The sequence below is a fragment of the Microbacterium sp. PI-SA-G genome (assembly GCF_057215335.1).
Window position 1 is genome coordinate 3,539,011 of the sequence record NZ_CM170103.1, and the last position, 24,276, is coordinate 3,563,286.

The window sequence follows — 24,276 nt, forward strand, 5'->3', positions numbered from 1 at the left end:
ATCAGGGGATCAGGACGATCTTGCCCGATGCGGCGTGGGCCTCGACGAGTTCGTGGGCCCGCGCCGCGTCGGCGAGCGGCAGCTCGGGTCCGAGCTCGATCACGAAGTCGCCCGCGGCCAGCAGCGCGATCGTCTCGGGCAGCGCCTCGGCACGCCACGCCTGCTCCTCGTCGGTGAGCGGGGTGGGAGCGCCGCCGGAGAACGCGCGGATGCCGAACGACGCGGCATCGGGTCCGCGCACGATCGTCGCGATGCGCTCGCGGTCGGCGACCAGGGCGAGCGAGACCTCGATCGCCTCGTCGGTGCCCGCGCAGTCCAGCGCCACGGTGACGCCGTCCGGGGCGGCCTGCTCGACGCGCTCCTGCAGGCCGTCTCCGTACGCGACGGGGATCGCGCCGAGGTCGCGCAGCTGCTCGTGCCGTGCCTCGCTCGCGGTGGCGATCACGGTCGCACCCCAGGCCACGGCGAACTGCACCGCCGCCTGGCCGACCGCGCCGGAGCCGGCGTGCACCAGCAGCACGTCGCCCTCGCTCACCCCCAACGAGCGCAGCGACTGGTACGCGGTGCCGGCCGGGATGCCGATGGCCGCCCCCTCGGCCGCGGTGACCGCGTCGGGGAGCAGAGCGAGATGGTCGGGAGTGATCGCGAGTGACGAAGCGTACGTGCCGTGCGCATCGCGGATCGCGACGCGGTCACCGACCACGAAGCCCTCGACGCCGGCGCCGACCTCGGTGATGACCCCCGCGCCGTCGAAGCCGACCGGACGCGGTTCGGTGATGGGCGGCGACGGGCGTCTGCCGCCGCGGATCTTGGCGTCGATGGGGTTCACGCCCGCCGCCTCGATCCGCACGACGACCTCGCCGTCGGTGGCGACGGGGTCGGGGATCTCGGTCAAGTGGAGGACGTCGGGAGAGCCGATTTCGGTGTACACGATCGCGCGAGCCATGCATCCAGGCTACTCGCGGGTCCGCGTCGGCGCCCGGTTCCGCCCGGAGGTCAGCGTCCCGAGAGCACCTTCTGAATGCGTTGCGGAGACACCGGCTGCGCGGTGCCGAGGCGCTGCGCGAAGACACTCACCCGGTACTCCTCGAGCAGCCAGCGGGTCTCGACGAGCGCGGGCGGGGCGTCCTTCGGCAGCGGGATCACCCCTCCGGCGTCCTCGTAGACCTTCGCCATGCGCTCGTACTCGCTCATGCGCGTGCGGTCCTTGCCCGGTTCGCTTGCCAGCGTCTTGAGCCGGTCGCGCATCGCGTCGAGGTAGCGCGGGAAATGCGCGAGCCGGTCGATGCCCGCTGCCGAGACGAAGCCGGGATGCAGCAGGGCGGTCAGCTGCGTGCGGATGTCGTTGAGCGGCCCGAGCAGTGCGAGCGAGTTCTGCGACTTGATGCCGCGCTCCACATCGCGCGAGAGGGTCAGGATGCGGGCGACGAGCGAGACGCACGCGAACAGCTCGTCGACCAGCGTGACAGAGACGGCGTCGCGCACGCGGGCGAACTCGGCGGCGGTGCGGATCACTCCGCGCTGTCCCTCGCCGGCGGTGGCGGTCTCGGCGTCGATCACCCGTCGTGCGACCGCGGCGCGGCAGTCCTCGATCAGCGCCGCCGCCGACGGATACGACGAGGCCGCGAGAGCGAGCTTCTCGGCGCTGGTCAGATGCTGCTGCACATACGACGAGGGGGAGGGCACTCCGAGCAGCACGAGCCGCAGAACGCCGTTTCGGGTCGCGGCGGCCGCGGCGTCGGCCGTGGACTCCACGCGCACGGCGACGGTCTTGCCCTGGTCGACGACTGCCGGGTACCCGCGCACGACGCCGCCGGCGACGCGGGTGTCGAGCACCTCGGGCAGGTCGCCGAACGTCCACGCGGTGAGTCCGTCCTGCTCGATCGCGATGGGGGCGGCCGTCGGAGCGGTCGACCCGGGCTTCGGACGGACGGGCGCGGCGATCGAACGCGCGACACTGCTGCGGGCCCGGTCGGAGAGCTCGGTCTGCAGCGCGGTGAGGTCGCGGGAGGAGCCGGCGACCCTGCCGCGCTCGTCGACGGCGCGGAAGTTCATGCGCAGGTGCGCGGGCACCCGGTCGTTCTCGAAGTCGGCCGCCGACACGAGCTGATTCGCCAGCGGCTGAATGAGCCGGGCCAGTGCGTCCTTCAGCGTGCGCGGGGGGAGACCGCCGTGCGATTCGGGTCCCTCGCCCGCGAGCTCGGCGCCGAACTTGTCGGCCCAGTCGGCCGCGGGCACCACGTGTCGGCGGATGGCCTTGGGCAGCGCGCGCAGCAGTCCGGTGATGAGTTCGGCGCGCAGCCCCGGCACCTGCCAGTCGAACCCGCGGTCGGCCACCTGCGCCAACAGGGCGAGGGGCACGACCACGCTGACCCCGTCATCTGCCGCGCCCGGCTCGAAGCGATACGCGAGCCCCAGCACCTGGTCGCCCTGCGTCCACCGGGTCGGGAACTCGTTCTGGTCGGCGCGTCCGTCGTCGTCGATCAGATCGGCCTCGCGCATGGCGAGCAGCTTCGGCGTCGCGGCGAGCGCCTCACGCCACCAGGTCTCGAAGGAGCGCACGTCGAACACGTCGGCGGGGATGCGCGCGTCGTAGAAGCGGAACACCGCCTCGTCGCCGGCGAGGATGTCACGGCGACGCTCACGCTCCTCGAGCTTCTCGAGGCGCTTGCGCAGTTCGGCGTTGCTGCGCCAGAACGCCGACACCCGCTTGTCGAGGCGACTCGGATCCCACTCGCCCTCGACGAGTGCATGCCGCACGAAGAGCTCGCGCGAGGCGGCGCGGTCGATGCGCGCGAACTGCACGCGTCGACGGGGGATGATCTCGAGCCCGAACAGCGTCACCTTCTCGTACGCGACGGCGGCCCCGGCATCCTTCGACCAGTGCGGCTCGGTCACCTGGCGCTTGGCGAGGTCGCCCGCCAGCGGCTCGGCCCACGCGGGGTCGATGGCAGCGACCGTGCGGGCAAAGGTGCGCGAGGTCTCGACGATCTCGGCCGACATCACCGCGCGGGGGCTCTTCTTGCGCAGGCCCGAGCCGGGGAAGATCGAGAAGCGGATGCCGCGGGCGCCGCGGTACTCGGTGACGCGGCGTCCCTTCTCTTTCGCCGGAGAGTGCGCGGCACCGGACGGTGCGGTGCGCTCGTCGAGCAGACCGATCTGCGACAGCAGGCCGGAGAGCAGGGCCCGGTGGATGGCGTCCGGGTCCGCGGCGCCCTCGGCGGCTCCGACGCTCGACGGAGGACCATCGCCCCGACTCTTCGGGCCGGACAGGAGCGAGCGCAGCTGACGGTGCACGTCGAACCACTCGCGCACACGCACGTAGTTGAGGTGCTCCGCGCGGCACAGGCGACGGAACGCGCTCGAGCCCAGCTCGCGCTGCTGTTCGCGCAGGTGGTTCCACAGGTTCAGCAGGGTGAGGAAGTCGCTGGTCGGATCCGCGAAGCGCGCGTGCATGCGATCGGCCTGCTCGCGGCGGTCCTCGGGCCGCTCCCGCACATCCTGGATCGTCATGCCCGAGACGATGGGCAGCACGTCGTCGGTGACTCCGAGACGACCGGCCTCGATGACCATGCGCGCGAATCGCGGATCGATGGGCATGCGCGAGATCTCACGGCCGACGCGCGTGAGGTGCGGCGACTCGTCGCGCCGCGAGGGCTCCACCGCCCCCAGCTCGGTCAGCAGGTCGAACGCGGCCTTCACTCCGCGCGAGTCCGGGGGAGTGAGGAAGGGGAACGCCGTGATGTCGCCGAACCCCAGCGACAGCATCTGCAGGATCACCGACGCCAGCGAGGTGCGCAGGATCTCGGGCTCGGTGTACTCGGGACGCCGCGCGTAGTCCTCTTCGGAGTACAGACGAATGGCGATGCCGTCGCTCGTGCGCCCGGCGCGGCCCGACCGCTGGTTCGCTGACGCCTGCGAGATCGCCTCGATCGGCAGCCGCTGCACCTTCGAGCGGTTGCTGTAGCGCGAGATGCGAGCGGTGCCGGTGTCGATCACATAGCGGATGCCCGGGACGGTCAGGCTCGTCTCTGCGACGTTGGTCGCGAGGATCACGCGCCGGCGGACGCCGGCCACGCGGCTGGGCTCGAACACGCGGTGCTGGTCGGCGGCGGAGAGGCGTCCGAACAGCGGCAGGACCTCGGTGGGAAAACGGTGCGACGCGTAGGCGCCGCGCACCGCGTCGGCCGCGTCGCGGATCTCGGCCTCGCCCGGCAGGAAGACGAGCACGTCGCCCGGCTCCTCGCGGTCGAGTTCGCGCAGCGCCGCGACGATGGCCGAGACCTCGTCCTGCTCCTCCGCCTCGGCGGTGTTGCCCGCGGCGGCGTCGTCGTCGTCACCGGTGGCCTCGTCGATCTGCGGCCGGTACCGGATCTCCACCGGATACGTACGGCCCGAGACCTCGATCACGGGGGCCGGTGTCGGCTCAGCCCCGCTTCCGTTCCCGGGGCTGGCGAAGTGTCGGGCGAAGCTCGCGGGATCGATGGTCGCCGAGGTGACGATGACCTTCAGGTCAGGACGCTCGGGCAGGATGCGGGCGAGATAGCCCAGCAGGAAGTCGACGTTGAGCGAACGCTCGTGCGCCTCGTCGATGATGATCGTGTCGTAGCGGCGCAGCAGCCGGTCGCGGTGGATCTCGTTGAGCAGGATGCCGTCGGTCATCAGCGCGATGCGCGTGGTGTCCGACACCTTGTCGGTGAAGCGCACCTTGTAGCCGACGAGTCCGCCGAGCTCGACTTCCAGCTCCTCGGCGATGCGCTCGGCGATCGTGCGGGCGGCCAGTCGGCGGGGCTGCGTGTGCGCGATGTTCGTGCGCCCGAGTTCGAGCGCGATCTTGGGCAGCTGCGTGGTCTTCCCCGACCCGGTCGCACCCGCCACGATGACGACCTGGTTGTCGCGGATGGCGTCGGCGATCTCCGCACGAGCGGCGCTGACCGGCAGCTCCGGGGGGTACGAGATCACGGGGGAAGACATAGCCCTCCATCGTATGCCGGTATTCGAGCCGTACGCACGAGACGCTGACCTACGATCGACGGATGAGCGATCCCCTCCCCGCCCTGCGCTGGTTCCACGAGTTCGGACGGGCACCGCGGATCCTCGGTCTCGACGTCGCCCGCGGGCTCGCGGTCCTCGGCATGGCGGGCGCGCACATCGGTGAGACCGAGACGTTCACCTGGTCGGATCCGACGAACTGGACCGAGGTGGTGCACGGGCGCCCCTCCATCCTGTTCGCCGTGCTGGCCGGCATCTCGATCGCGCTGATGACCGGTCGCAGCACCATCCCCGGCCCCGAGCGGATGCCGAGCATCCGGCTGAACCTGGTGGGGCGCGGCGCCGTCATCTTCGTGATCGGGCTCGCGCTCGAGATGCTGGGCACCTCGATCGCCGTCATCCTCACCCTCTACGGCTTGCTGTACGTCGCCGTCATCCCGTTCCTGCGGTGGCGTCCGCGGCAGCTCCTCATCGCGGCCGCGGTGCTCGCGCTGACCGGGCCGGCCCTGCTGGCGGTGATCGGCGCACTGGCGCTGTATCCGTACGGTGCGGGTGTGGGGTTCGCGCTGTACGGCAGCTACCCGATCACGGCGTGGTTGGCGATCGTGCTGGCCGGCATGGCGCTCGGGCGCCTGCACGTCGAGACGATGCGCACCGCCGCGGTGACGCTCGGGGTCGGCGTGGTGCTCGCGGTCACCGGCTACGGGCTGGGCGCGCTCGGGCAGGCGATCGGCATCGGAGACGCCGGGTCGGCGGAGAAGGGCATCAGCGCCGCCGGATGGGCGGGTTACCCCGAGGCGCTCGCGGCGACCGATCCGCTGGGCTCAGCAGTCGTCGCGTTCTTCGCCGTCGAGGCCCACAGCGGTGGCACCGCCGAGATCCTGGGGTCGGGCGGCTTCGCGCTCATCGTGATCGCCCTGTGTCTGCTGCTCAGCAGGCCGCTGCGCTGGGTGTTCCTCCCGCTCGGCGCGCTGGGCTCCATGCCGCTGACGGCATACACCGCGCACATCGTCGCGCTCGCCCTGATCTGGGGGCCAGCGACATCCTTCGTGAACAACGGGGTCTGGGCAGGGCTCTCGCTGATGCTGATCGTGGGCTGCACCGTGTGGTCGGCGTTCATCGGCCGGGGGCCGCTGGAGCGACTGGTCGGGCACGCCGCGTCGGCCATGGCGGCGACCCCGCGTGTCGGCAGCCGGTCGTAGGCTGGACGACATGACCACTCCTGCACTTGAACTCAACGACGGAAATTCGATCCCCCAGCTGGGCTACGGCGTCTTCAAGGTGCCCGCAGAAGAGACCGAGCGGGCGGTCAGCCAGGCGCTGGAGATCGGCTACCGCCACATCGACACCGCGGCCATCTACGGCAACGAAGAGGGCGTCGGCGCGGCCATCGCCTCGTCGGGCATCGCGCGCGACGAGCTGTTCATCACCACCAAGCTCTGGAACGACCGCCACCACGGCGACGAGCCGAACGCCGCGATGAGCGAGAGCCTGGGCAAGCTCGGCCTCGACGCGGTCGACCTCTACCTCGTGCACTGGCCCGCGCCCGAGATCGGCGACTACCTGCACGCGTTCACGAAGCTGATCGAACTGCGTGACGCGGGGCTGACGCGCAGCATCGGCGTCTCGAACTTCCTCGTGCCGCACCTCGAGCGCGTGGTGGCCGAGACCGGCGTCACGCCGGCGATCAACCAGATCGAGCTGCACCCGGCGTACCAGCAGCGCGACGTGGTCGCCTGGGCCACCGAGCACGGCATCAAGATCGAGTCCTGGGGCCCGCTCGGCCAGGGCAAGTACGACCTCTTCGGCACGCCCGCCGTCGCCGCGGCGGCTGAGGCGCACGGCGTCACGCCCGCACAGGCGGTGCTGCGCTGGCACCTGCAGAAGGGCATCATCGTCTTCCCGAAGTCGGTGCGCCCGGAGCGTCTGCGCGAGAACCTCGACGTCTTCGGCTTCACGCTGACCGACGCCGAGATCGCCGCGATCGACGCGCTCGACCCCCTCGACGGCTCGGGTCGTGTGGGCTCGCACCCCGACGACGTGAACTGACCTCCGGTCCACATGACGCCCCGTGTCGCTCTCCGCGACACGGGGCGTCGTCGTGAGTACGTTCAAGGCATGACAGCTCGCTACCGCGTCGTGGCCGTGTCAGGATCCCTGCACGAGCCGAGCAAGACCACCGCCCTCGTCCGCGCCATCGCGGCGGCCGTCGCCGAGCGCGCCGAGGTCGATCTCGAGGTGATCGAGCTCACGCAGATCGGTCCTCAGCTCTCCGGCGCGCTGCGTCGCGACCAGCTGCCGCCGTCGATCGAGGAGAAGCTGCGCGCGATCGAGACCGCCGACCTGCTGATCGTCGGCAGCCCCGTGTACCGCGCGTCCTTCACCGGGCTCTTCAAGCATCTGTTCGACTTCGTGGGTCAGTACGACCTGGTCGGCAAGCCCGTGCTGCTGGCCGCGACCGGCGGCGGCGAACGCCATGCCCTCATCATCGAGCACCAGCTGCGCCCGCTGTTCGCGTTCTTCCAGGCGCTCACGCTGCCGATCGGCGTGTACGCCAGCGACACCGACTTCGCCGGCTACGTAATCGAATCCGAGGTGCTGCACGCACGCATCGCCCTCGCCGCCGAGCGGGCACTGCCCCTGGTCGGCTACGCCGCGTCGCGCCCCGTGGATCTGCTCGTCGGCTGAGCCCGCGCCCGCTGGCTCACCAGCCGCCCGGGGCGTAGCGTTGAGGGATGACCAATCGACTCGGCGACACGCTCAGTCCCTACCTCCGCGCACACGCCGACAACCCGGTGGACTGGTTCCCGTGGGGTCCGGAGGCCTTCGCCGAGGCGCAGCGCCGCGACGTGCCGCTGCTGATCTCGATCGGCTACTCCACGTGCCACTGGTGCCATGTGATGGCGCGCGAGTCGTTCGCCGATCCGGCGACCGCGGCGGTCATCAACGCCGGCTTCGTGGCCGTGAAGGTCGATCGCGAGGAGCACCCTGACGTCGACGGCGCCTACATGGCCGCGGCCTCCGCCTTCACGCAGAATCTCGGATGGCCGCTGACGGTGTTCGCGACGCCGCGGGGTCGCACGTTCTACGCCGGCACCTACTTCCCTCCGGTGGCGCGCGCCCCGCTGCCGTCCTTCGGTGAGGTGCTGGCCGCGGTGGGCGAGGCATGGACGCTACGCCGTGCGCAGGCCGAGGAGTCGGCGGACGCAGTGACCGAAGCGCTGTCGCGCGCGGCCGAATCGACGCCGTCCGAGCTGCCAGCCGCATCGGTGATCGCCGCCGCAGCCCAGGCGATCGCCGCGCGGGAAGACGCGCAGTACGGCGGCTTCGGCGGTGCGCCGAAGTTCCCGGTGGCCTCCAGCCTGCGCTTCCTGCAGACCCCGCTCGTGCGACGCGAGGCTCCGGATGCCGCGGCATCCGCCCACCGTGCACTCGCGGCCATGGCGCACTCCGCCCTGCTCGACGACGTCGACGGCGGCTTCTTCCGCTACGCGACCCAGCGCGACTGGTCGGTGCCGCACTACGAACGCATGCTCACCGACAACGCCCAGCTGCTCGATGCGGCGCTCGCCGACGGCGATGACGACACCGCTCGGGGCATCGCCCGCTTCCTGCTGGCGGTGCTGCAGCGCGAGGGCGGCGGCTTCGGCGCGGCCCAGGACTCGGAGTCGTGGATCGACGGTGAGCGCAGCGAGGGCGGCTACTACCTGCGCTCGTCCGACGACCGTGCGGCGCTTGCGCCCCCGGCCGTCGACGGCAAGGTGATCACCGCGTGGAACGGCCTGGCGATCGGCGCGCTCGCGCGGGCAGGGTCGGCGCTCGGTCGGCCCGAGTGGATCGATGCCGCGGCATCCGCCGCCGAGGCGGTGCTGCGACACAACCGGGGACCCGACGGCACACTCGTGCGCGCATCGCTCGACGGCGCGGCATCGACCGCCATCGCGACCGCCGCTGACCTCGGGCTGCTGGCCGACGGCCTGTTCGCGCTCGCGGTGGCCACCGGCGGATCCGCGTGGGCGTCGACCGCCCGCGACCTCCTCGACGAAGCGCTGCAGGGTGGCCGCCTCGATCCGCTGTTGACGCAGCACGGCATCGCCGCGTCGCCGGATCAGACCGACGGCGATCTGCCTTCCGGGGCCTCGGCCCTGGCCGCCGCCGCGCTCGCCGCCTGGCGCCTGGGCGCGGGGGAGCAGTATCGCGACACCGCCGTGCGGATCGTGCGCCAGCACGCCACGCGGGCATCCGAGCAGCCCTTCGCCCACGGCACCCTGCTCCAGGTCGCGGCCGGACTCGTCGACCCGCCACGGCAGCTCGTGGTGGTGACCGATGCCCCGCGCGGAGCCCTCGCCGCCGCGGCCCGCCGTGCCGACACCGATGTGACGGCCGTGGTGACTCCCGCGCAGGCGCGCGACTTCGCCGCCGCCGGTTTCGAGCTCTTCGAAGGCAAGGCCGAGGCGTCGGAGCGGGCGTTCGACTGCCGGGCCTTCGTCTGCCACCTGCCGGTGAGCGACCCCGCAGCCGTTCCGGTCCAGCGATGACGGGTCCAGCGATATCGGCGGAGTCGACCGCCACCGCCACCACCCGGGGGCTGCACCCGGGGCTGACGCGTCGCCAGATCTCGATGATGGGCCTGGGCGGGGCGATCGGCGCCGGGCTGTTCGTCGGCTCGGGTCAGGCGATCGCCCTCGCGGGCCCTGCGGTGCTGGTCTCGTACCTCGTCGCGGGCGTCATCGTCATCCTCGTGATGGCGATGCTGGCCGAGATGGTGGCCGCTCGTCCCAGCTCCGGGGCGTTCAGCTCCTATGCGCAGAAGGCGATGGGGCGCAGCGTCGGCAGCGCGGTCGGGTGGCTGTACTGGATCCAGCTGGTCGTGGTGATCGCCGCGGAGGCGACGGGTGCCGCCGGCATCATCGCCGGCTGGGTGCCCGGGGTGCCGGCGTGGCTCTGGGTGCTGGTCTTCGTGGTGGCGCTCACGGCGGTGAACCTGTTCGGGGTGCGCAACTACGGCCGTTTCGAGTTCTGGTTCGCGGCGATCAAGGTCGCGGCGATCATCGCCTTCCTTGTCGTCGGCGTGTGTGCGATCGTCGGTCTGATCCCCGGCGTGCCCGCGAGCGGGATCGGCAACCTTGTCGACAACGGCGGCTTCGCCCCGAACGGCATCACGGGTGTCGCGGCGGCGCTGTTGATCGTGATGTTCGCGTTCGGGGGCACCGAGGTCGTCGCGATCGCGGCGGCCGAGTCCGATGACCCCGCCCGCAACATCCGCCGCATCGTGCGCGAGGTGCTCGTGCGCATCCTGGTGTTCTACCTCGGCTCGATCTTCGTGATCGTGGCCGTGCTCCCGTGGGATGCCCCGGCCGTGCAGGACGGCCCGTTCTCGGCCGTGCTCGCCACGCTCCGGCTGCCCGGCGTCGATCTGGTGATGTCGCTCATCGTGGTGATCGCGTTGCTCTCGGCGATGAACGCGAACATCTACGGGGCATCGCGCATGGCCTTCTCGCTGGGTGAGCGTCGGCTCGCACCGCAGCTCATCACGCGCACGAGCGGCGCGGGCGTGCCGTCTGTGGCCGTGCTGTCGTCGGTCTCGTTCGGCTTCGTCGCCGTCGGGCTCAACGGGGCGTTCCCCGACGTGGTGCTGCCGGCGCTCCTCAACGTCGTCGGGTCGACGATCCTCATCATCTGGGCGGCCACCGCGGTGTCGCAGCTGATCCTTCGTCGGAGTGCCGACCGGGCGGGGGAGTCCCTGCCGATGCGCATGTGGGGGTTCCCCTGGCTGTCGTGGCTGTGTCTCGCCCTGCTGGCCGGAGTGATGACGCTGGCGATGATGGACCCGGGCGCCCGTGTGCAGCTGCTGCTCACGCTCGGACTCACGGCGGCGCTGGTCGTGGTCGCGCGCCTCACTCGGCCCGCCGAGCACTGACCGCACGCGATCACAACGCTGATCCGCGAGGTCAGATCCAGCCCGGCAGCCAGTTGTGCAGGCGCCAGAAGTCGTACGGCACGCTCATCCCGGTCCACAGCGGCAGATAGAACGCCGAGACCAGCAGCACGACCGCGAGGAAGATCATCACGGTGCGCTCGCCGGCCTGTCGCCGGGGCAGCGGATCCTCGCGACGCCCGGCGATGATTCGCAGCGCCAGGGCGAGGGCGATGACGAGGAACGGCATCATCGCCACCGTGTAGAACTGGAAGATCGTGCGCTCGGGGAACAGCAGCCACGGCACGTAGGTGGCGGCGAGGCCGACCAGCGGCAGGCTGACCTCGGGGCCGACCGGGCGTCGCACCACCCATCCCCGCACGAGCAGGTACAGAAGGAACACGGCGGCGGCGACGCCGAAGTACCAGATCAACGGGTTCGGCACGCTGGTGATCACGGCGATGCAGTGGTCCACGCCGCAGTCCTTCGCATCGGACCCGACCCAGATCGCGGTGGGGCGCAGCAGGAACGGCCACTCCCAGGCCGCGCTGGCGTAGGGGTGCCCGCTGTTGAGGCCGACGTGGAAGCCGAGCATCGACTGGTGGTACTTCCAGAGCGCCACCAGCGGATTCGGGTCGCTCTGCCGGTCGTAGCCGCCGGCGGTCACGAACCATCCGGTCCAGCTGATCACGTACACCGCGAGCGCCGGAAAGACCAGCAGCACGAACGAGACCGGACCCTGGCGGAACGCCGCATCGGTGGGCCAGAGCGTCACTCCGCGCCGACGCCGTGCCAGCGCATCGGTCACCACGACGTACAGGCCGAAGACGGCGAGCGCATACAGCCCCGACCACTTGACCGCGCAGGCTGCACCGAGTGCGAGGCCTGCGGCGAGCAGCCACGGGCGTCGCCAGAGCACCGGACCCCAGAGCGGGTCGGGGGAGTCGGGGTCGAGACGCTCGAGCAGCGGGAGGGTGCGCCGACGGTCGAGCAGCAGGAACAGCACGCCCAGCAGGAGGAAGAAGGTCAGGATGCCGTCGAGCAGGGCGATCCGGCTCAGGACGATGCTGAGCCCGTCGACGGCCAGCAGCGTGCTCGCGACGGTCGCGGTGACGATCGATCCGGTGAGCAGGCGCGTGATGACGAACACCAACAGCACCGATGCGGTTCCGAGCAGCCCGGTCGCCAGCCGCCATCCCATGCTGTCGTCGGGTCCGCCGACGGCCATGCCCAGCGCGATCAGCCACTTGCCGAGCGGCGGATGCGCGATGAACGATCCCGTCTCCGACAGTGGCAGGTCGCGCAGGGTGATGAAGGCCTCGTTGGCGTTCTCGCCCCACGTGCCCTCGTAGCCGAGCGTCCACAGCGACCACGCGTCTTTGACGTAGTAGGTCTCGTCGAAGGCGAGCTGATGCGGGTGGCCGATGTTCACCAGGCGCAGGACCGCAGCCAGCGCCGTGACCAGAAGCGGAGCCAGCCAGCGGATGACGCGGCTTGACCGCGCGTCGTCGACGAGTCGATCCCGCCACTGTCCGTACCGTGTCAGCCGTGCGTCAGGAGCGGGCAGCAGAGGCACGGGAGCGGTCACCGGTCCAGCCTAGACAACGCGCATAAGCTGAGCGGGTGATCATCCTCGCTGCCACCCCGATCGGCAATCTCGGCGATGCGTCTCGCCGCCTGATCGAGGTGCTCGAGAACGCCGAGATCGTCGTCGCCGAAGACACCCGCACCACGCAGCGGCTCCTGCAGGCGCTGCAGATCAGCAACCGCCCCCGCCTGATCGCCCTGCACGATCACAACGAGAAGCAGAAGGCCGCGGAACTCGCCGCGCTCGCGGCCGAGAACGACATCATCGTGATGAGCGACGCCGGCATGCCGACCGTGAGCGACCCGGGCTACGGTCTCGTCGCCGAAGCCGTCGCGCAGGGCGTCACGGTGACCGCGATCCCCGGTCCGAGCGCGGTGCTGATGGCGCTGGCGATCTCGGGGCTGCCGACCGACCGCTTCACGTTCGAGGGGTTCCTTCCGCGCAAGCCGGGGGAGCGGCGCACGGCGCTGCGCGCACTCGCGGGCGAGCCCCGCACGATGGTCTTCTTCGAGTCGCCCGGACGCCTGGCCTCGACCCTCGCCGACATGGGAGGGGCGTTCGGAGACGAGCGCCGCATCGCGGTGTGCCGCGAGCTGACCAAGTTCTACGAGGAGGTGCGTCGCGGCACGGCATCCGAGCTCGTCGCGTGGGCCTCGGAGGGCGTCAAGGGAGAGATCGTGGTCGTCGTCGAGGGCGCCCCGCGCCGGGAGTACTCGGCCGAGGATGCTCTGACGCAGGTGCAGGCGCTCGTCGCCGACGGCATCCGGCTGAAGGACGCCAGCGCCGAGGTCGCCGCCGCGACCGGACTCTCCTCCCGTGATCTGTATCAGGCCGCCCTCGCGGCCCGCCCCCGGAGGGAGGGCCGCGCGTGACGAAGCGAGCGACGGTGTACGACGTCGCCGAGCGCGCCGGCGTCTCGATCGCGACGGTCTCGCGCGTGCTGCGCCAGCCCGACGCCGTGCGCCCGGCGACGCGCGAACGCGTGCTGCAGGAGGTCGCCGAGCTCGGCTACGTGCCCAGCGGCAGCGCCCGTGGCCTGGCTGAGCGGCGCACCGGCGTGCTGGGGCTGTACTTTCCCGCGTTCGATGCGGCCGAGGAGGCGCCCGACCTCGACGTGCTCGCCCCCGAGCACGCGGCGAGGGCTCCGTTCACGATCGTGCGCGATGCGGACGAGTCGGGTGAGGGGCATCCGACCCTGCTCTTCCTCGACGAGGTGCTGCGCGGTGCGGAGCTCGAGGCCTGGAAGCAGAGTTTCGTACTCATGATCGGCGTGGGGCGCGACGACCCCACGCGCTCGACGGTGCGCGACATGGCCGGCCGGGTCGACGGGCTGATCGTGCTCGCCGAGAGCGTGCCCGACGACGTGCTCGCCCGCCTCGCGCAGCGCATCCCGGTCGTGGTGCTGTCGGGTCCGCCCCGCGGCGACCGCTACGACCACGTCACGGTGAGCAACGCCGAGGCGATGGCCGAGCTCACACGGCAGGTGCTGGCGCAGTCCGATGCCGCGCGTCTCGCCTTTCTCGCGGGGCCTGCGAACTCGCCCGACGGGGTGCAGCGCCGCGAGGGATTCTCGGCGGCGGTGGTCGCCGCGGGCATCCCGCTGGAGTCGGTGACGATGCTGCAGGGCGACTTCACCCGCGCGTCCGGGCGCCGAGCGGTGCAGTCGCTGATCGCGTCGGGGGCGCCGTCCGCGCTGATCGCCGCGAACGATCAGATGGCTTTGGGCGCGCTCGACGCGTTCCGCTCCGCCGGGGTGCGTGTGCCCGAGGACGTACTCGTGACGGGCTTCGACGGCATCGAGGCGGCGGCGCTGTCGCAGCCGGCACTGACCACGGTGCGCCAGCCGATGATCGACCTCGGTCGGGCGGCGGTGCAGCTGCTGGCGCGGCGGCTGGAGCACCCCGACGCCGAGCCCGAGACCGTGCGTCTGCCGCTCGAGCTGCTCATCCGCGAGAGCTCCCAGCGCCCCGCGTGAGCTCTCCCCAGCCTCGGCGACGGGGTTGCGGACCCGGAATGTATGCGCTTACAATCGGATCACGGCCCCGGCCGCAGAGCGCCCCGAACACGTGGTGCTCTTTCATGACAGAGACGACATGAGGTGGCAGTGTGGCGAAGACGCACATGCTCCGACGCTGGCGGAGAGCCGCGATCGTGGGGTTGGCGGCTGCGGCCGTCGTGCTCAGCGGATGCAGCATCCAGATCACGTCGCAGCCCGATCCCTCGATCGGCGGTGACACGATGCTCATCAACGCGGACAAGGGAAACCCCTTCTTCACGCGGAACTTCAATCCCTATCTCACCAACACGCGCACCGCGTCACGGTGGATCTACGAGCCGCTGATCCTGGTCAATCCGCTCGACGGCACGCTCAACCCGTGGCTGGCGACGGAGTGGGCCCAGCCCGACGCCCGGACGATCATCATGACGATCCGCGACGACGTCGAGTGGAGCGACGGCGAGAGCCTGACGCCCGACGACGTCGCCTTCACGTTCCAGCTGCTCAAGGACAACCCCTCGCTCGACATCAAGGGCGCCTGGCAGCACCTCGCGAGCGTCGCGACCGAGGGCGACGACGTCATCCTGACGCTCCAGACCGACGACGCGCCGTCGCTGTCGATCCTCGGCCAGACGATGATCGTGCCCGAGCACCTGTGGTCCGGCGTGGGCGACCCCGGCACGTTCCGCAACGAGGAGCCGGTGGGTACCGGACCGTTCGTCCTGGGCAACTACAACGACCAGCAGTACTCGATGGACAGGAATCCCGAGTACTGGCAGGCCGACTCGATCGAGATCGAGCACATCATCCTCCCCGCGACGAACTCGCAGCTCGACACCGTCAGCCGCGGCTACGACTGGGCGTACTCCTTCATCTCCGACGTCGAGGGCACCTGGGGCGCCGCCAACGAGCACAACTCCTGGTGGTTCCCGCCGGGCGGCGTGATCGGTCTGATGCCCAACCTCGAAGTCGCCCCCTTCGACGACGTGAACGTGCGCCGCGGCATCGCGCTCTCGCTCGATCGCGAGGAGATCGCCGAGACCGCCTCCGAGGGATACATGGAGCCGGCCGGACAGACGGGCCTGGTCCTTCCCAACCAGGAGGAGTACCTCGACCCGAGTATCCCCGACCAGGGCATGATCACGCAGGACACGGATGCCGCGCTCGCGGCCTTCGGCGAGGCCGGATACACCCTTGACGGAGATCGCCTGGTCGGTCCCGACGGGCAGCAGCTCGAATTCGCCCTCACCACCGCGAACGGCTTCACCGACTGGACGCGCGCCGCCCAGACCGTGCGGAGTCAGCTCGCCGCCGTCGGCGTGAAGGTCACCCTCAAGCTCCCGCAGCCGGCGGGGTACCAGAGCGCGATCAGCAACGGCGACTTCGAGATGGCGATCGGCGGCATGGGCAACGGCGACGTCTACCAGGCGTACAACAACCTGCTCTCGAGCGAGTTCTACGTGCCGTCGGGGGAGGCGACCTCGAACAACTTCCAGCGCTACCGCTCCGACGAGGCCGATGCGCTGCTGGCGGAGTACCGCGAGACCGTGGACCCCGCCCGTCAGACCGAGATCGTGCAGGCGCTGCAGGGCATCGTCTACGACGACCTGCCCGTGATCGGCATGTACTACGGCGGCATCTGGGGTCTTTTCAGCGATGCGAAGTTCACCGGGTGGCCCACCGAGGACGACCCGTACATGATCCCGCAGAACTACGACTCGGCGCCGCTGATGATCTTCACGCGGCTCGAACGGGCGACGGGAGACGACCGATGAAATACGTCCTGCAGAAGGTCGGCCTCTTCGTGCTCACGCTGTGGGCGGCGATCACGCTGAACTTCTTCCTGCCGCGGCTGATGCCCGGCTCGCCGGCCGACGCCGCGATTGCGAAGCTGTCGCAGAACGGCCCGGTGTCCGATGCGACGCGTCGGGCGATCGAGGCCCAGCTCGGGGTGCCGACGGGATCGATGTGGGACCAGTACGTGTCGTACCTCGGTCAGGTCGCCCGGCTCGACTTCGGCGTCTCGTACACGTTCTACCCGCAGAGCGTCTCGAGCATGGTCTCGACCGCCCTGCCCTACACGATCGGCCTGGTCGGCATCGTCACCGTGCTGGCGTTCGTGATCGGCACACTCATCGGTGTCGCGGCCGCCTGGCGCCGCGGCACCTGGCTCGACTCGCTGCCGACGCTGACCGGATCGTTCCTCAGCACGTTCCCGTACTTCTGGACCGCACTCCTGCTGCTGTTCTTCCTGGGCTACGTGCTGCACTGGTTCCCGACGACCGGCGCCTACGCCGCGACGACCACACCCGGCTTCACGGGCGAGTTCATCGCGGACCTCGCCCGGCACGCGGTGCTTCCGGCGCTGACGATCCTGCTGACGTCGCTGGGCGGATGGATCATCGGCATGCGCAACGCGATGATCAACACGCTCGGCGAGGACTACGTGACCTTCGCCGAGGCGAACGGCCTGCACGGGCGCACCATCGCCCTCCGGTATGCCGCGCGCAACGCGATCCTGCCGAACCTCACCGGCTTCGGGCTGACGCTCGGCGGCGTGGTCGGCGGGTCGATCCTCGTGGAACAGGTGTTCGGCTATCCCGGCATCGGATACCTGCTCTTCAACGCCGTGATCGGGCAGGACTACCCGCTCATGCAGGCGCTCTTCCTGATGATCACCGTGAGCGTGCTCATCGCCAACTTCCTCGTCGACATCCTGTACGGCGTGCTGGATCCAAGGACCCGCCGATGACCTCCACGCAGAACGTCAAGATCCCCACCGACCGCATCGCAGCGCCCAGCCCGTGGCGCGCGTTCGCCCGCATGGTCGGCACCCTCTGGTCGAACGGCAAGGCGCGACTGGGGCTCTGCATCCTCGGCCTGTTCGTGCTCGTGGCGGTGTTCGCTCCGCTGCTGGCGCCGTACGGCCCGAAGGACAACAGCTTCGAGCGCAACGCCGACGCCTCCTGGGCGCACTGGCTCGGCACCACCGCCGCCGGTGAAGACGTGCTCAGCCAGCTGATCTTCGGCGCGCAGATCAGTCTGCTGGTCGGCTTCGCCGCCGGCATCCTCTCGACGATCGTCGCGGTGCTCATCGGCCTCAGTTGGGGGTACATGCGCGGCTTCGCGGGCGAGGTCGTCGGCTTCATCGTCAACCTCTTCCTGGTCATCCCCGGACTGCCCCTGATGATCGTCATCGCCGCGTACCTGCAGAACGGCGGCATCCTGATGATCATCGCCGTGATCGTGGTCACCGGCTGGGCGTGGGGAGCGCGCGTTCTGCGCAGTCAGACCCAGTCGCTCCGGGGCAACGACTTCGTCACCTCGGCGCAGTTCTCGGGCGACAGCCGGGCGCGCATCGTGTTCCGCGAGATCCTGCCGAACATGACCTCGATCATCGCCGGCACGCTCTTCGGGGCGGCGACCGCGGCGATCCTGGCCGAGGCCGGGCTCGAGTTCCTGGGCCTCGGCGACTCCAGCATCGTCAGCTGGGGCACGATGCTCTACTGGGCGCAGAACTCCAACTCGCTGCTCACCGGCCAGTGGCTGCTGCTGTTCGCCCCCGGTCTGTGCATCGCGCTGCTCGCGCTGAGCCTGACGCTGATCAACTTCGGTGTGGATGGGATCTCCAATCCGCGCCTGCGCGAAGGGAAGGGCCGATGAACGCCATGGAATCCCCCGAGATCCTCCTCGACGTGCAGGGGCTGTCGGTCGAGTACGCCTCGCCCGGCACGACCCCGGTCACCGCCGTGCACGACGTGTCGTTCACCCTGCGCCGCGGAGAGTTCGTCGGCCTGGTCGGCGAGTCCGGATCGGGCAAGTCGACGCTCGGGTTCGCGCTCACGCGGCTGCAGAAGCCGCCGGCGCGGATCAGCGGCGGACGCATCCTGTTTTCCGGACGCGACATCCGCGAGCTCGACGCCGAGGAGCTGCGACGACAGCGCCAGGGCGGGTTCGCGATGGTGCTGCAGTCGGGCATGAACGCGCTGAACCCGGTGCGCACGGTCGGCGCGCACTTCCAGGACATCTTCGCCGCGCACGGGCACGTGCCCCGCGATGCCCGAGATGCCAGGGCGCGGGAGCTGATCGGCAAGGTCGGACTCGATGCCGCGGTGCTGGCCCGCTATCCCAGTGAGCTGTCGGGCGGCATGCGCCAGCGCGCGTCGATCGCACTGGCGCTGTCGCTCGAACCGCAGCTGATGGTGTTCGACGAGCCGACGACCGCGCTCGACGTGCTCGTGCAGCACGCGGTGATGGACACGATCCGTGACCTGCAGCGTGCCGAGCACTTCACGGCGATCCTGATCAGTCACGACCTCGGCATCGTCCTCGAGGCCACCGACCGCGTGATGGTGATGCACGAGGGCCGCATCGTGGAAGACGCCGCGAGCCGCGACATCCTCGAGCGTCCGCAGGACGAGTACACGCAGATGCTGCTGAGCCACTACGCCGATCCGCGGGCCGAGACGATCTCGATCCCGGGCTTCGTCGACCTGGGCACCCGTCGCCGCGAGGGGCGCTCGCGCACGGACGTGACCGAGACGATGCCCACGGTCTCGCAGCGCGACACCCGCCGTGCCGACGCCGCGATCGTGGTCGAGGGCGTCTCGAAGCGCTATCCGGCCCCGCGTCGGGGCGAGCAGCCGGTGACCGCGGTCGACGACGTCTCGTTCCGCCTCGAGCCGGGTGAGGCGCTCGCGCTGGTCGGGGCCTCCGGCTCGGGCAAGTCGACCATCGCGAAGCTGATCACCGGGGTCGAGAAGCCCACGGACGGCACGGTGCGATTCGGCGACGTCGACGTCGCCTCGCTTCGCCGGAAGGGCCTGCGCGATCTGCGCAAGGACGTGCAGATGGTGTTCCAGGATCCGTATGCGGCGCTGAACCCGCTGCACACGGTCGAGTACGCGCTCAGCCGCCCGATTCGCAACTACACGCCGTTGCGCGGAGCGGAGGCCCGCGCGCGGGTGCTCGAGCTGCTCGAGACGGTGGGCCTGACGCCGGTCGAGCAGTTCGCGGCGAAGCTGCCGCACCAGCTCTCGGGTGGCCAGCGCCAGCGCGTGGTCATCGCCCGGGCGCTGGCGAGCGACCCGCAGGTGCTGATCGCCGACGAGCCGGTGTCGATGCTCGACGTCTCGCTGCGCGCCGGCGTGCTGGCGCTGCTGGAGGACCTGCGCGAGCGGTGGGGCATCAGCATGCTCTACATCACGCACGACCTGCTCAGCGCCCGCCTGGTGACCGAGAACATCCTGGTGCTCAACAGCGGACGCGTGGTCGAGCGCGGCGAGACCTCGGCGGTGCTCCAGCATCCCGAAGACCCGTACACCGTCCAGCTGCTGGATGCCGTTCCCAACCCGGCCCGGCTCCGATAGCCGCATCCGACTTTCACCCGACCTCGAGAGAGAGGAGCATTCGTGCTCACATTCCCTGACGGCTTCCTCTGGGGCGCCGCGACCGCAGCCCACCAGGTGGAGGGCAACAACACGACCAGCAACTGGTGGACCATGGAGCACGCTCCGGGGTCGTCGATGGTCGAGCCCTCCGGTGACGCGGCCGACCATTTCCACCGCTACCCAGAGGACATGCGGCTGCTGGCCGACGCCGGGCTCAACTCGTACCGCTTCTCGCTGGAGTGGGCGCGCATCGAGCCCGAGCGCGGCTTCGTCTCGCGGGCCATGCTCGACCACTACCGCCGCATGATCGACACCGCGCGCGAGAACGGTCTCGACCCGACGGTCACGCTGATGCACTTCACCGTGCCGCAGTGGTTCCAGAAGGACGGATTCTGGCGGGCGGATGACGCGGTCGACCTGTTCTCGCGCTATGTCGAGACCGTGCTGCCGATCCTCGACGGCGTCACCTACGTCTGCACGATCAACGAGCCGAACATCGCCGCCATGCTCGCCGGGGGAGAGGATGCCGCCAACCTCGTCGCCTTCGGCCTGCCCAACCCCGACCTCGCGGTGGCCGACACCTTGCTCGAGGCGCACCACCGGGCCTCCGACATCCTGCACTCCGTGCCGGGGGTTCAGGCCGGCTGGACGATCGCGACGCAGGCCTTCCACTCCACCGGCGAGCCCGGTGCCGACGAGATGCTGGCCGCGTACGGTGATCCGCGCGACCACTGGTACCTCGACCAGTCCGCCGGCGACGACTTCGTGGGCGTGCAGGCGTACACCCGCACCTTCATCGGTCCCCAGGGCCCGATCCCGGTGTCCGACGACGTCGAGACCACGCTCACCGGGTGGGAGTTCTTCCCCGACGCTCTCGAGCTCGGCGTGCGCAGCGCGTGGGAGCGCAGCGGCGGGGTGCCGGTGCTCGTGACCGAGAACGGCATCGCGACCGCCGACGACACCCGCCGCATCGCCTACACCCAGGGCGCGCTCGAGGGCCTGCACCGCGCGATCTCCGACGGCGTCGACGTGCGGGCGTACCAGCACTGGAGCGCGCTCGACAATTACGAGTGGGCGAGCGGATTCGCCCCCACGTTCGGCCTGATCGGGTTCGACCACGAGACCTTCGCGCGCTCGCCGAAGCCGTCTCTGGCGTGGCTGGGAGAGGTGGCTCGCCGCAACGGGCTCTGACACCGCCTCCGACCCCCTGCCGCGGCGTACGCTCAGAAGATGGAGCACGTCGAACGCACGCCGCGGCAGGACCGAGTCCGGGCCGCGGCGGCAGGACTGGCCGCGGCGACCGCGGGGGTGGGCGTCTCCGAGCTCGCCGCCTCCCTGATCGCGCCGGGCGCGAGCCCGTTCGCTGTCATCGGCGGCGGACTGATCGACCTGGCGCCCGCGTGGGCGAAGGACACCGCGATCGCGCTGTTCGGCACGGCCGACAAGGTGGCCCTGCTCGTCGGCATCGGCGTGGTGCTCGCGGCGGTGTCCGCGCTCGCCGGGGTGCTGGAGCTGCGCCGCCCCGGGCTCGGCGCGGCGCTCTTCGGCCTGCTGGGTGCCGTCGCCGTCGTGGCCGCGCTCACCCGCGCCGACTCCGGCCCCTACGCCTGGGCTCCCGGCATCCTCGCCGGTGGGCTGTCGGTGATCTTCGTGCGGATGCTGACGCGACGACTCCGTCCGATCGCCGGATTCGCGCCGGACGGCGACGACCGCCGACGCTTCCTGCTGTGGACCGTCGGCACCGCGGCGGCCGGGCTGATCGCACTGGCGGCCGGCAACATCGCCCGCGGCGCGAGCCAGTCGATCGAGACGGTGCGCACGGCGCTGCGGCTCCCGAAGCCGGTCCGTGCCGCAGCGGCCGTCCCGCGCGCCGCCGAGCTCGACATCCGCGGTCTCGCGCCCGTCGTCACCCCGACGACGGACTTCTACCGCATCGACACCGCTCTGGTGATCCCGCGCGTCGACCCGGCCGACTGGTCGCTGCGCATCCACGGCATGGTGGATCGCGAGGTGGTGATCACCTGGGACGACCTGCTGGCTCTGCCGATGACCGAGGCGTACGTCACGCTCGCGTGCGTGTCGAACGAGGTCGGCGGGTCGCTGATCGGCAACGCCCGCTGGTTGGGGCATCCGATCCGCGAGCTGCTGGCCCGCGCGGGCGTGCAGGCCGATGCCGACATGGTGCTCTCGACCTCGGCCGACGGGTTCACCGCCTCGTCGCCGCTGGAGGCGCTGACCGACGACCGCGACGCGCTGCTGGCGGTCGGCATGAACGGTGAGCCGCTGACCCTCGAGCATGGGTTCCCGGTGCGCATGGTCGTGCCCGGACTCTACGGCTATGTCTCGGCGACGAAGTGGGTGACCCAGCTCGAGGTGACGCGCTTCGATCGGGCGCAGGCGTACTGGACCCCCCGCGGGTGGTCCGAGCGCGGACCGATCAAGCTGCAGTCACGCATCGACGTGCCGCGGAGAGGCCGTGCGGTCGAGGCCGGCGACACGGTGATCGCGGGCATGGCGTGGCATCAGCAGACCGGTGTCGCCGGCGTCGAGGTACGCATCGACGACGGGCCGTGGCGGGCGGCCGAACTCGCCGACGCCATCTCCGCCGACACCTGGGTGCAGTGGAGCCTGCCGTGGACGGCTGAGAGCGGGTCGCACTCGATCGAGTGCCGGGCGCTCAGCGTCGACGGCGACACGCAGACGGATCGGCCCGCGGCCCCCGCGCCCGACGGTGCGCAGGGCTGGCATCGCATCGACGTCTCGGTCAGCTGATCCGGCGCGATCACGCCCCGCATCGCGCCTAGAATCGTACGCATGCCCGCAGGCGAATCGTTCTACATCACCACGCCCATCTACTACCCCTCCGACGTGCCCCACATCGGTCACGGGTACACCTCGGTGGCGGTCGACACGCTCGCGCGCTGGCACCGCCAGGGGGGCGATGACACGTGGATGCTCACGGGCACCGACGAGCACGGCCAGAAGATGCTGCGCGCCGCCGCCGCGAACAGCGTCACGCCGCAGGAGTGGGTCGACAAGCTGGTCACCGAGGCGTGGTTCCCGCTGCTGAAGACGCTCGACGTCGCGAACGACGACTTCATCCGCACGACGCAGGAGCGTCATGAGGAGCGCGTGAAGAAGTTCGTGCAGGCGATCTACGACCGCGGCTACATCTACGCCGGCGAGTACGAGGCGCTGTACTGCGTGGGCTGCGAGGAGTTCAAGCCCGAGTCCGAGATCCTCGACGGCACCGGCGCGTTCGAGGGCCTCAAGGTCTGCGCGATCCATTCGAAGCCCCTCGAGCTGCTGCAGGAGAAGAACTACTTCTTCAAGCTGAGCGAGTTCCAGGACCGCCTGCTCGACCTCTACAAGACGCAGCCCGACTTCATCCGTCCCGAGTCCGCCCGCAACGAGGTCGTCTCGTTCGTGCGGCAGGGCCTGAAGGATCTGTCGATCTCGCGGTCGGCGTTCGACTGGGGCATCCCGCTGCCGTGGGACGAGTCGCACGTCATCTACGTGTGGGTCGACGCACTGCTCAACTACGCCACCGCGGTCGGCTACGGCGACGACGACGAGACGTTCGCGCGCCGCTGGCCCGCGTACCACGTGGTCGGCAAGGACATCCTGCGGTTCCACGCGGTGATCTGGCCCGCGATGCTGATGGCCGCGGGCGTCGAGGTGCCGAAGGGCATCTTCGCGCACGGCTGGCTGCTGGTCGGCGGCGAGAAGATGTCGAAGTCGAAGCTCACCGGCATCGCGCCCACCGAGATCACCGATGTCTTCGGATCCGACGCATACCGCTACTACTTCCTCTCGGCGATCGCCTTCGGGCAGGACGGCTCGTTCTCGTGGGAGGACCTGTCGGCCCGCTACCAGGCCGAGCTCGCCAACGGATTCGGCAACCTCGCCTCGCGCACGATCGCGATGATCGAGAAGTACTTCGACGGCGTCGTGCCCGAGGCGGCCGAGTACAGCGAGAAGGACCTTGTGATCCAGAAGCTCGTCGCGGATGCCGCCACGAATGCGGATGCCGCGATCGAGCAGTTCCGCATCGACGAGGCGATCTCGTCGATCTGGACGGTCGTCGACGCGCTCAACGGATACATCACCGAGAACGAGCCGTGGGCGCTGGCGCGCGACGAGGAGCAGCGGGGCCGCCTGGGCACCGTGCTCTACACCTGCGCCGAGGGTCTGCGTGCTCTCGCGGTGCTGCTGTCGCCGGTCATGCCGCAGTCGACCGAGAAGCTGTGGGGCGCGCTCGGCGCCGCCGACGCTCTCGGCGTCCTGCAGGAGCAGCCGGTCCGCGAGGCGGGAGTGTGGGGCGTGCTGCGCCCCGGCACCCGGGTGAGCGCGCTCGCGCCGCTGTTCCCCCGCGTGGAGTCGACCGTCTGAG

At 70.4% G+C, this 24,276-nt stretch carries 17 protein-coding genes; 14 read left to right on the forward strand and 3 right to left on the reverse strand.

Annotated features, from left to right (window positions below; all coding sequences use genetic code 11):
• Position 1: 1 nt before the first annotated feature.
• Both AC2D10_RS17540 and hrpA read right to left on the reverse strand, forming a co-directional pair.
• A complete protein-coding gene (locus tag AC2D10_RS17540) occupies positions 2-946 on the reverse strand; it encodes an NADP-dependent oxidoreductase (RefSeq protein ID WP_484709463.1) in 945 nt (314 codons plus the stop codon).
• A gap of 50 nt (positions 947-996) precedes the next feature.
• On the reverse strand, positions 997-4,974 hold the full coding sequence (hrpA, locus tag AC2D10_RS17545; protein ID WP_484709466.1) for an ATP-dependent RNA helicase HrpA: 3,978 nt from the start codon (positions 4,972-4,974) through the stop codon (positions 997-999).
• A gap of 62 nt (positions 4,975-5,036) precedes the next feature.
• On the opposite strand from hrpA, the gene AC2D10_RS17550 reads away from it, so the two are divergent.
• The 5 genes from AC2D10_RS17550 (at position 5,037) to AC2D10_RS17570 (ending at position 10,912) form a co-directional block, all read left to right on the forward strand.
• Positions 5,037-6,194 carry a heparan-alpha-glucosaminide N-acetyltransferase domain-containing protein gene (locus AC2D10_RS17550; RefSeq protein WP_484709469.1) on the forward strand — a complete coding sequence of 386 codons (1,158 nt, stop codon included), beginning with the start codon at positions 5,037-5,039 and terminating at the stop codon, positions 6,192-6,194.
• 10 nt (positions 6,195-6,204) lie between these two features.
• Complete coding sequence (locus AC2D10_RS17555) at positions 6,205-7,041, forward strand: aldo/keto reductase (protein WP_484709470.1); 837 nt, start codon at positions 6,205-6,207, stop codon at positions 7,039-7,041.
• Positions 7,042-7,110: 69 nt separating this feature from the next.
• Positions 7,111-7,680, forward strand: coding sequence for an FMN reductase (msuE, locus tag AC2D10_RS17560; protein ID WP_484709472.1), 570 nt, complete (start codon positions 7,111-7,113; stop codon positions 7,678-7,680).
• 47 nt (positions 7,681-7,727) lie between these two features.
• Positions 7,728-9,530, forward strand: a complete 1,803-nt coding sequence (locus tag AC2D10_RS17565) for a thioredoxin domain-containing protein (RefSeq protein WP_484709473.1) — start codon at positions 7,728-7,730, stop codon at positions 9,528-9,530.
• On the forward strand, positions 9,527-10,912 hold the full coding sequence (locus AC2D10_RS17570; RefSeq protein ID WP_484709474.1) for an amino acid permease: 1,386 nt from the start codon (positions 9,527-9,529) through the stop codon (positions 10,910-10,912). The genes AC2D10_RS17565 and AC2D10_RS17570 overlap by 4 nt, the downstream gene beginning before the upstream one ends.
• Before the next feature lie 31 nt (positions 10,913-10,943).
• Here AC2D10_RS17570 and AC2D10_RS17575 read toward each other — a convergent pair whose 3' ends face one another.
• Positions 10,944-12,497 (reverse strand): dolichyl-phosphate-mannose--protein mannosyltransferase, encoded by a 1,554-nt coding sequence (locus AC2D10_RS17575; protein WP_484709476.1) that lies wholly within the window; start codon positions 12,495-12,497, stop codon positions 10,944-10,946.
• A gap of 35 nt (positions 12,498-12,532) precedes the next feature.
• Between AC2D10_RS17575 and rsmI the strand changes: the two genes are divergently transcribed.
• From rsmI to metG, 9 genes are all read left to right on the forward strand, one after another.
• Positions 12,533-13,369 (forward strand): 16S rRNA (cytidine(1402)-2'-O)-methyltransferase, encoded by an 837-nt coding sequence (rsmI, locus tag AC2D10_RS17580; RefSeq protein WP_484709477.1) that lies wholly within the window; start codon positions 12,533-12,535, stop codon positions 13,367-13,369.
• Positions 13,366-14,472 carry a LacI family DNA-binding transcriptional regulator gene (locus tag AC2D10_RS17585; RefSeq protein WP_484709479.1) on the forward strand — a complete coding sequence of 369 codons (1,107 nt, stop codon included), beginning with the start codon at positions 13,366-13,368 and terminating at the stop codon, positions 14,470-14,472. The genes rsmI and AC2D10_RS17585 overlap by 4 nt, the downstream gene beginning before the upstream one ends.
• Before the next feature lie 131 nt (positions 14,473-14,603).
• Positions 14,604-16,268 (forward strand): ABC transporter substrate-binding protein, encoded by a 1,665-nt coding sequence (locus tag AC2D10_RS17590; RefSeq protein WP_484709480.1) that lies wholly within the window; start codon positions 14,604-14,606, stop codon positions 16,266-16,268.
• Entirely contained in the window at positions 16,265-17,245 is a 981-nt protein-coding gene (locus AC2D10_RS17595) for an ABC transporter permease (RefSeq protein WP_484709481.1), read from the forward strand. The genes AC2D10_RS17590 and AC2D10_RS17595 overlap by 4 nt, the downstream gene beginning before the upstream one ends.
• A complete protein-coding gene (locus tag AC2D10_RS17600; RefSeq protein WP_484709482.1) occupies positions 17,242-18,156 on the forward strand; it encodes an ABC transporter permease in 915 nt (304 codons plus the stop codon). Before AC2D10_RS17595 ends, AC2D10_RS17600 begins: the two co-directional genes overlap by 4 nt.
• A gap of 5 nt (positions 18,157-18,161) precedes the next feature.
• The gene (locus AC2D10_RS17605; protein WP_484711872.1) at positions 18,162-19,862 is read left to right on the forward strand and encodes an ABC transporter ATP-binding protein; all 1,701 of its coding nucleotides are present in this window, start codon (positions 18,162-18,164) and stop codon (positions 19,860-19,862) included.
• 42 nt (positions 19,863-19,904) lie between these two features.
• Positions 19,905-21,074 carry a glycoside hydrolase family 1 protein gene (locus AC2D10_RS17610; protein WP_484709483.1) on the forward strand — a complete coding sequence of 390 codons (1,170 nt, stop codon included), beginning with the start codon at positions 19,905-19,907 and terminating at the stop codon, positions 21,072-21,074.
• A gap of 39 nt (positions 21,075-21,113) precedes the next feature.
• Positions 21,114-22,655, forward strand: coding sequence for a molybdopterin-dependent oxidoreductase (locus tag AC2D10_RS17615; RefSeq protein ID WP_484709484.1), 1,542 nt, complete (start codon positions 21,114-21,116; stop codon positions 22,653-22,655).
• Between the two features lie 42 nt (positions 22,656-22,697).
• Positions 22,698-24,275, forward strand: coding sequence for a methionine--tRNA ligase (metG, locus tag AC2D10_RS17620; protein ID WP_484709485.1), 1,578 nt, complete (start codon positions 22,698-22,700; stop codon positions 24,273-24,275).
• Position 24,276 lies beyond the last annotated feature (1 nt).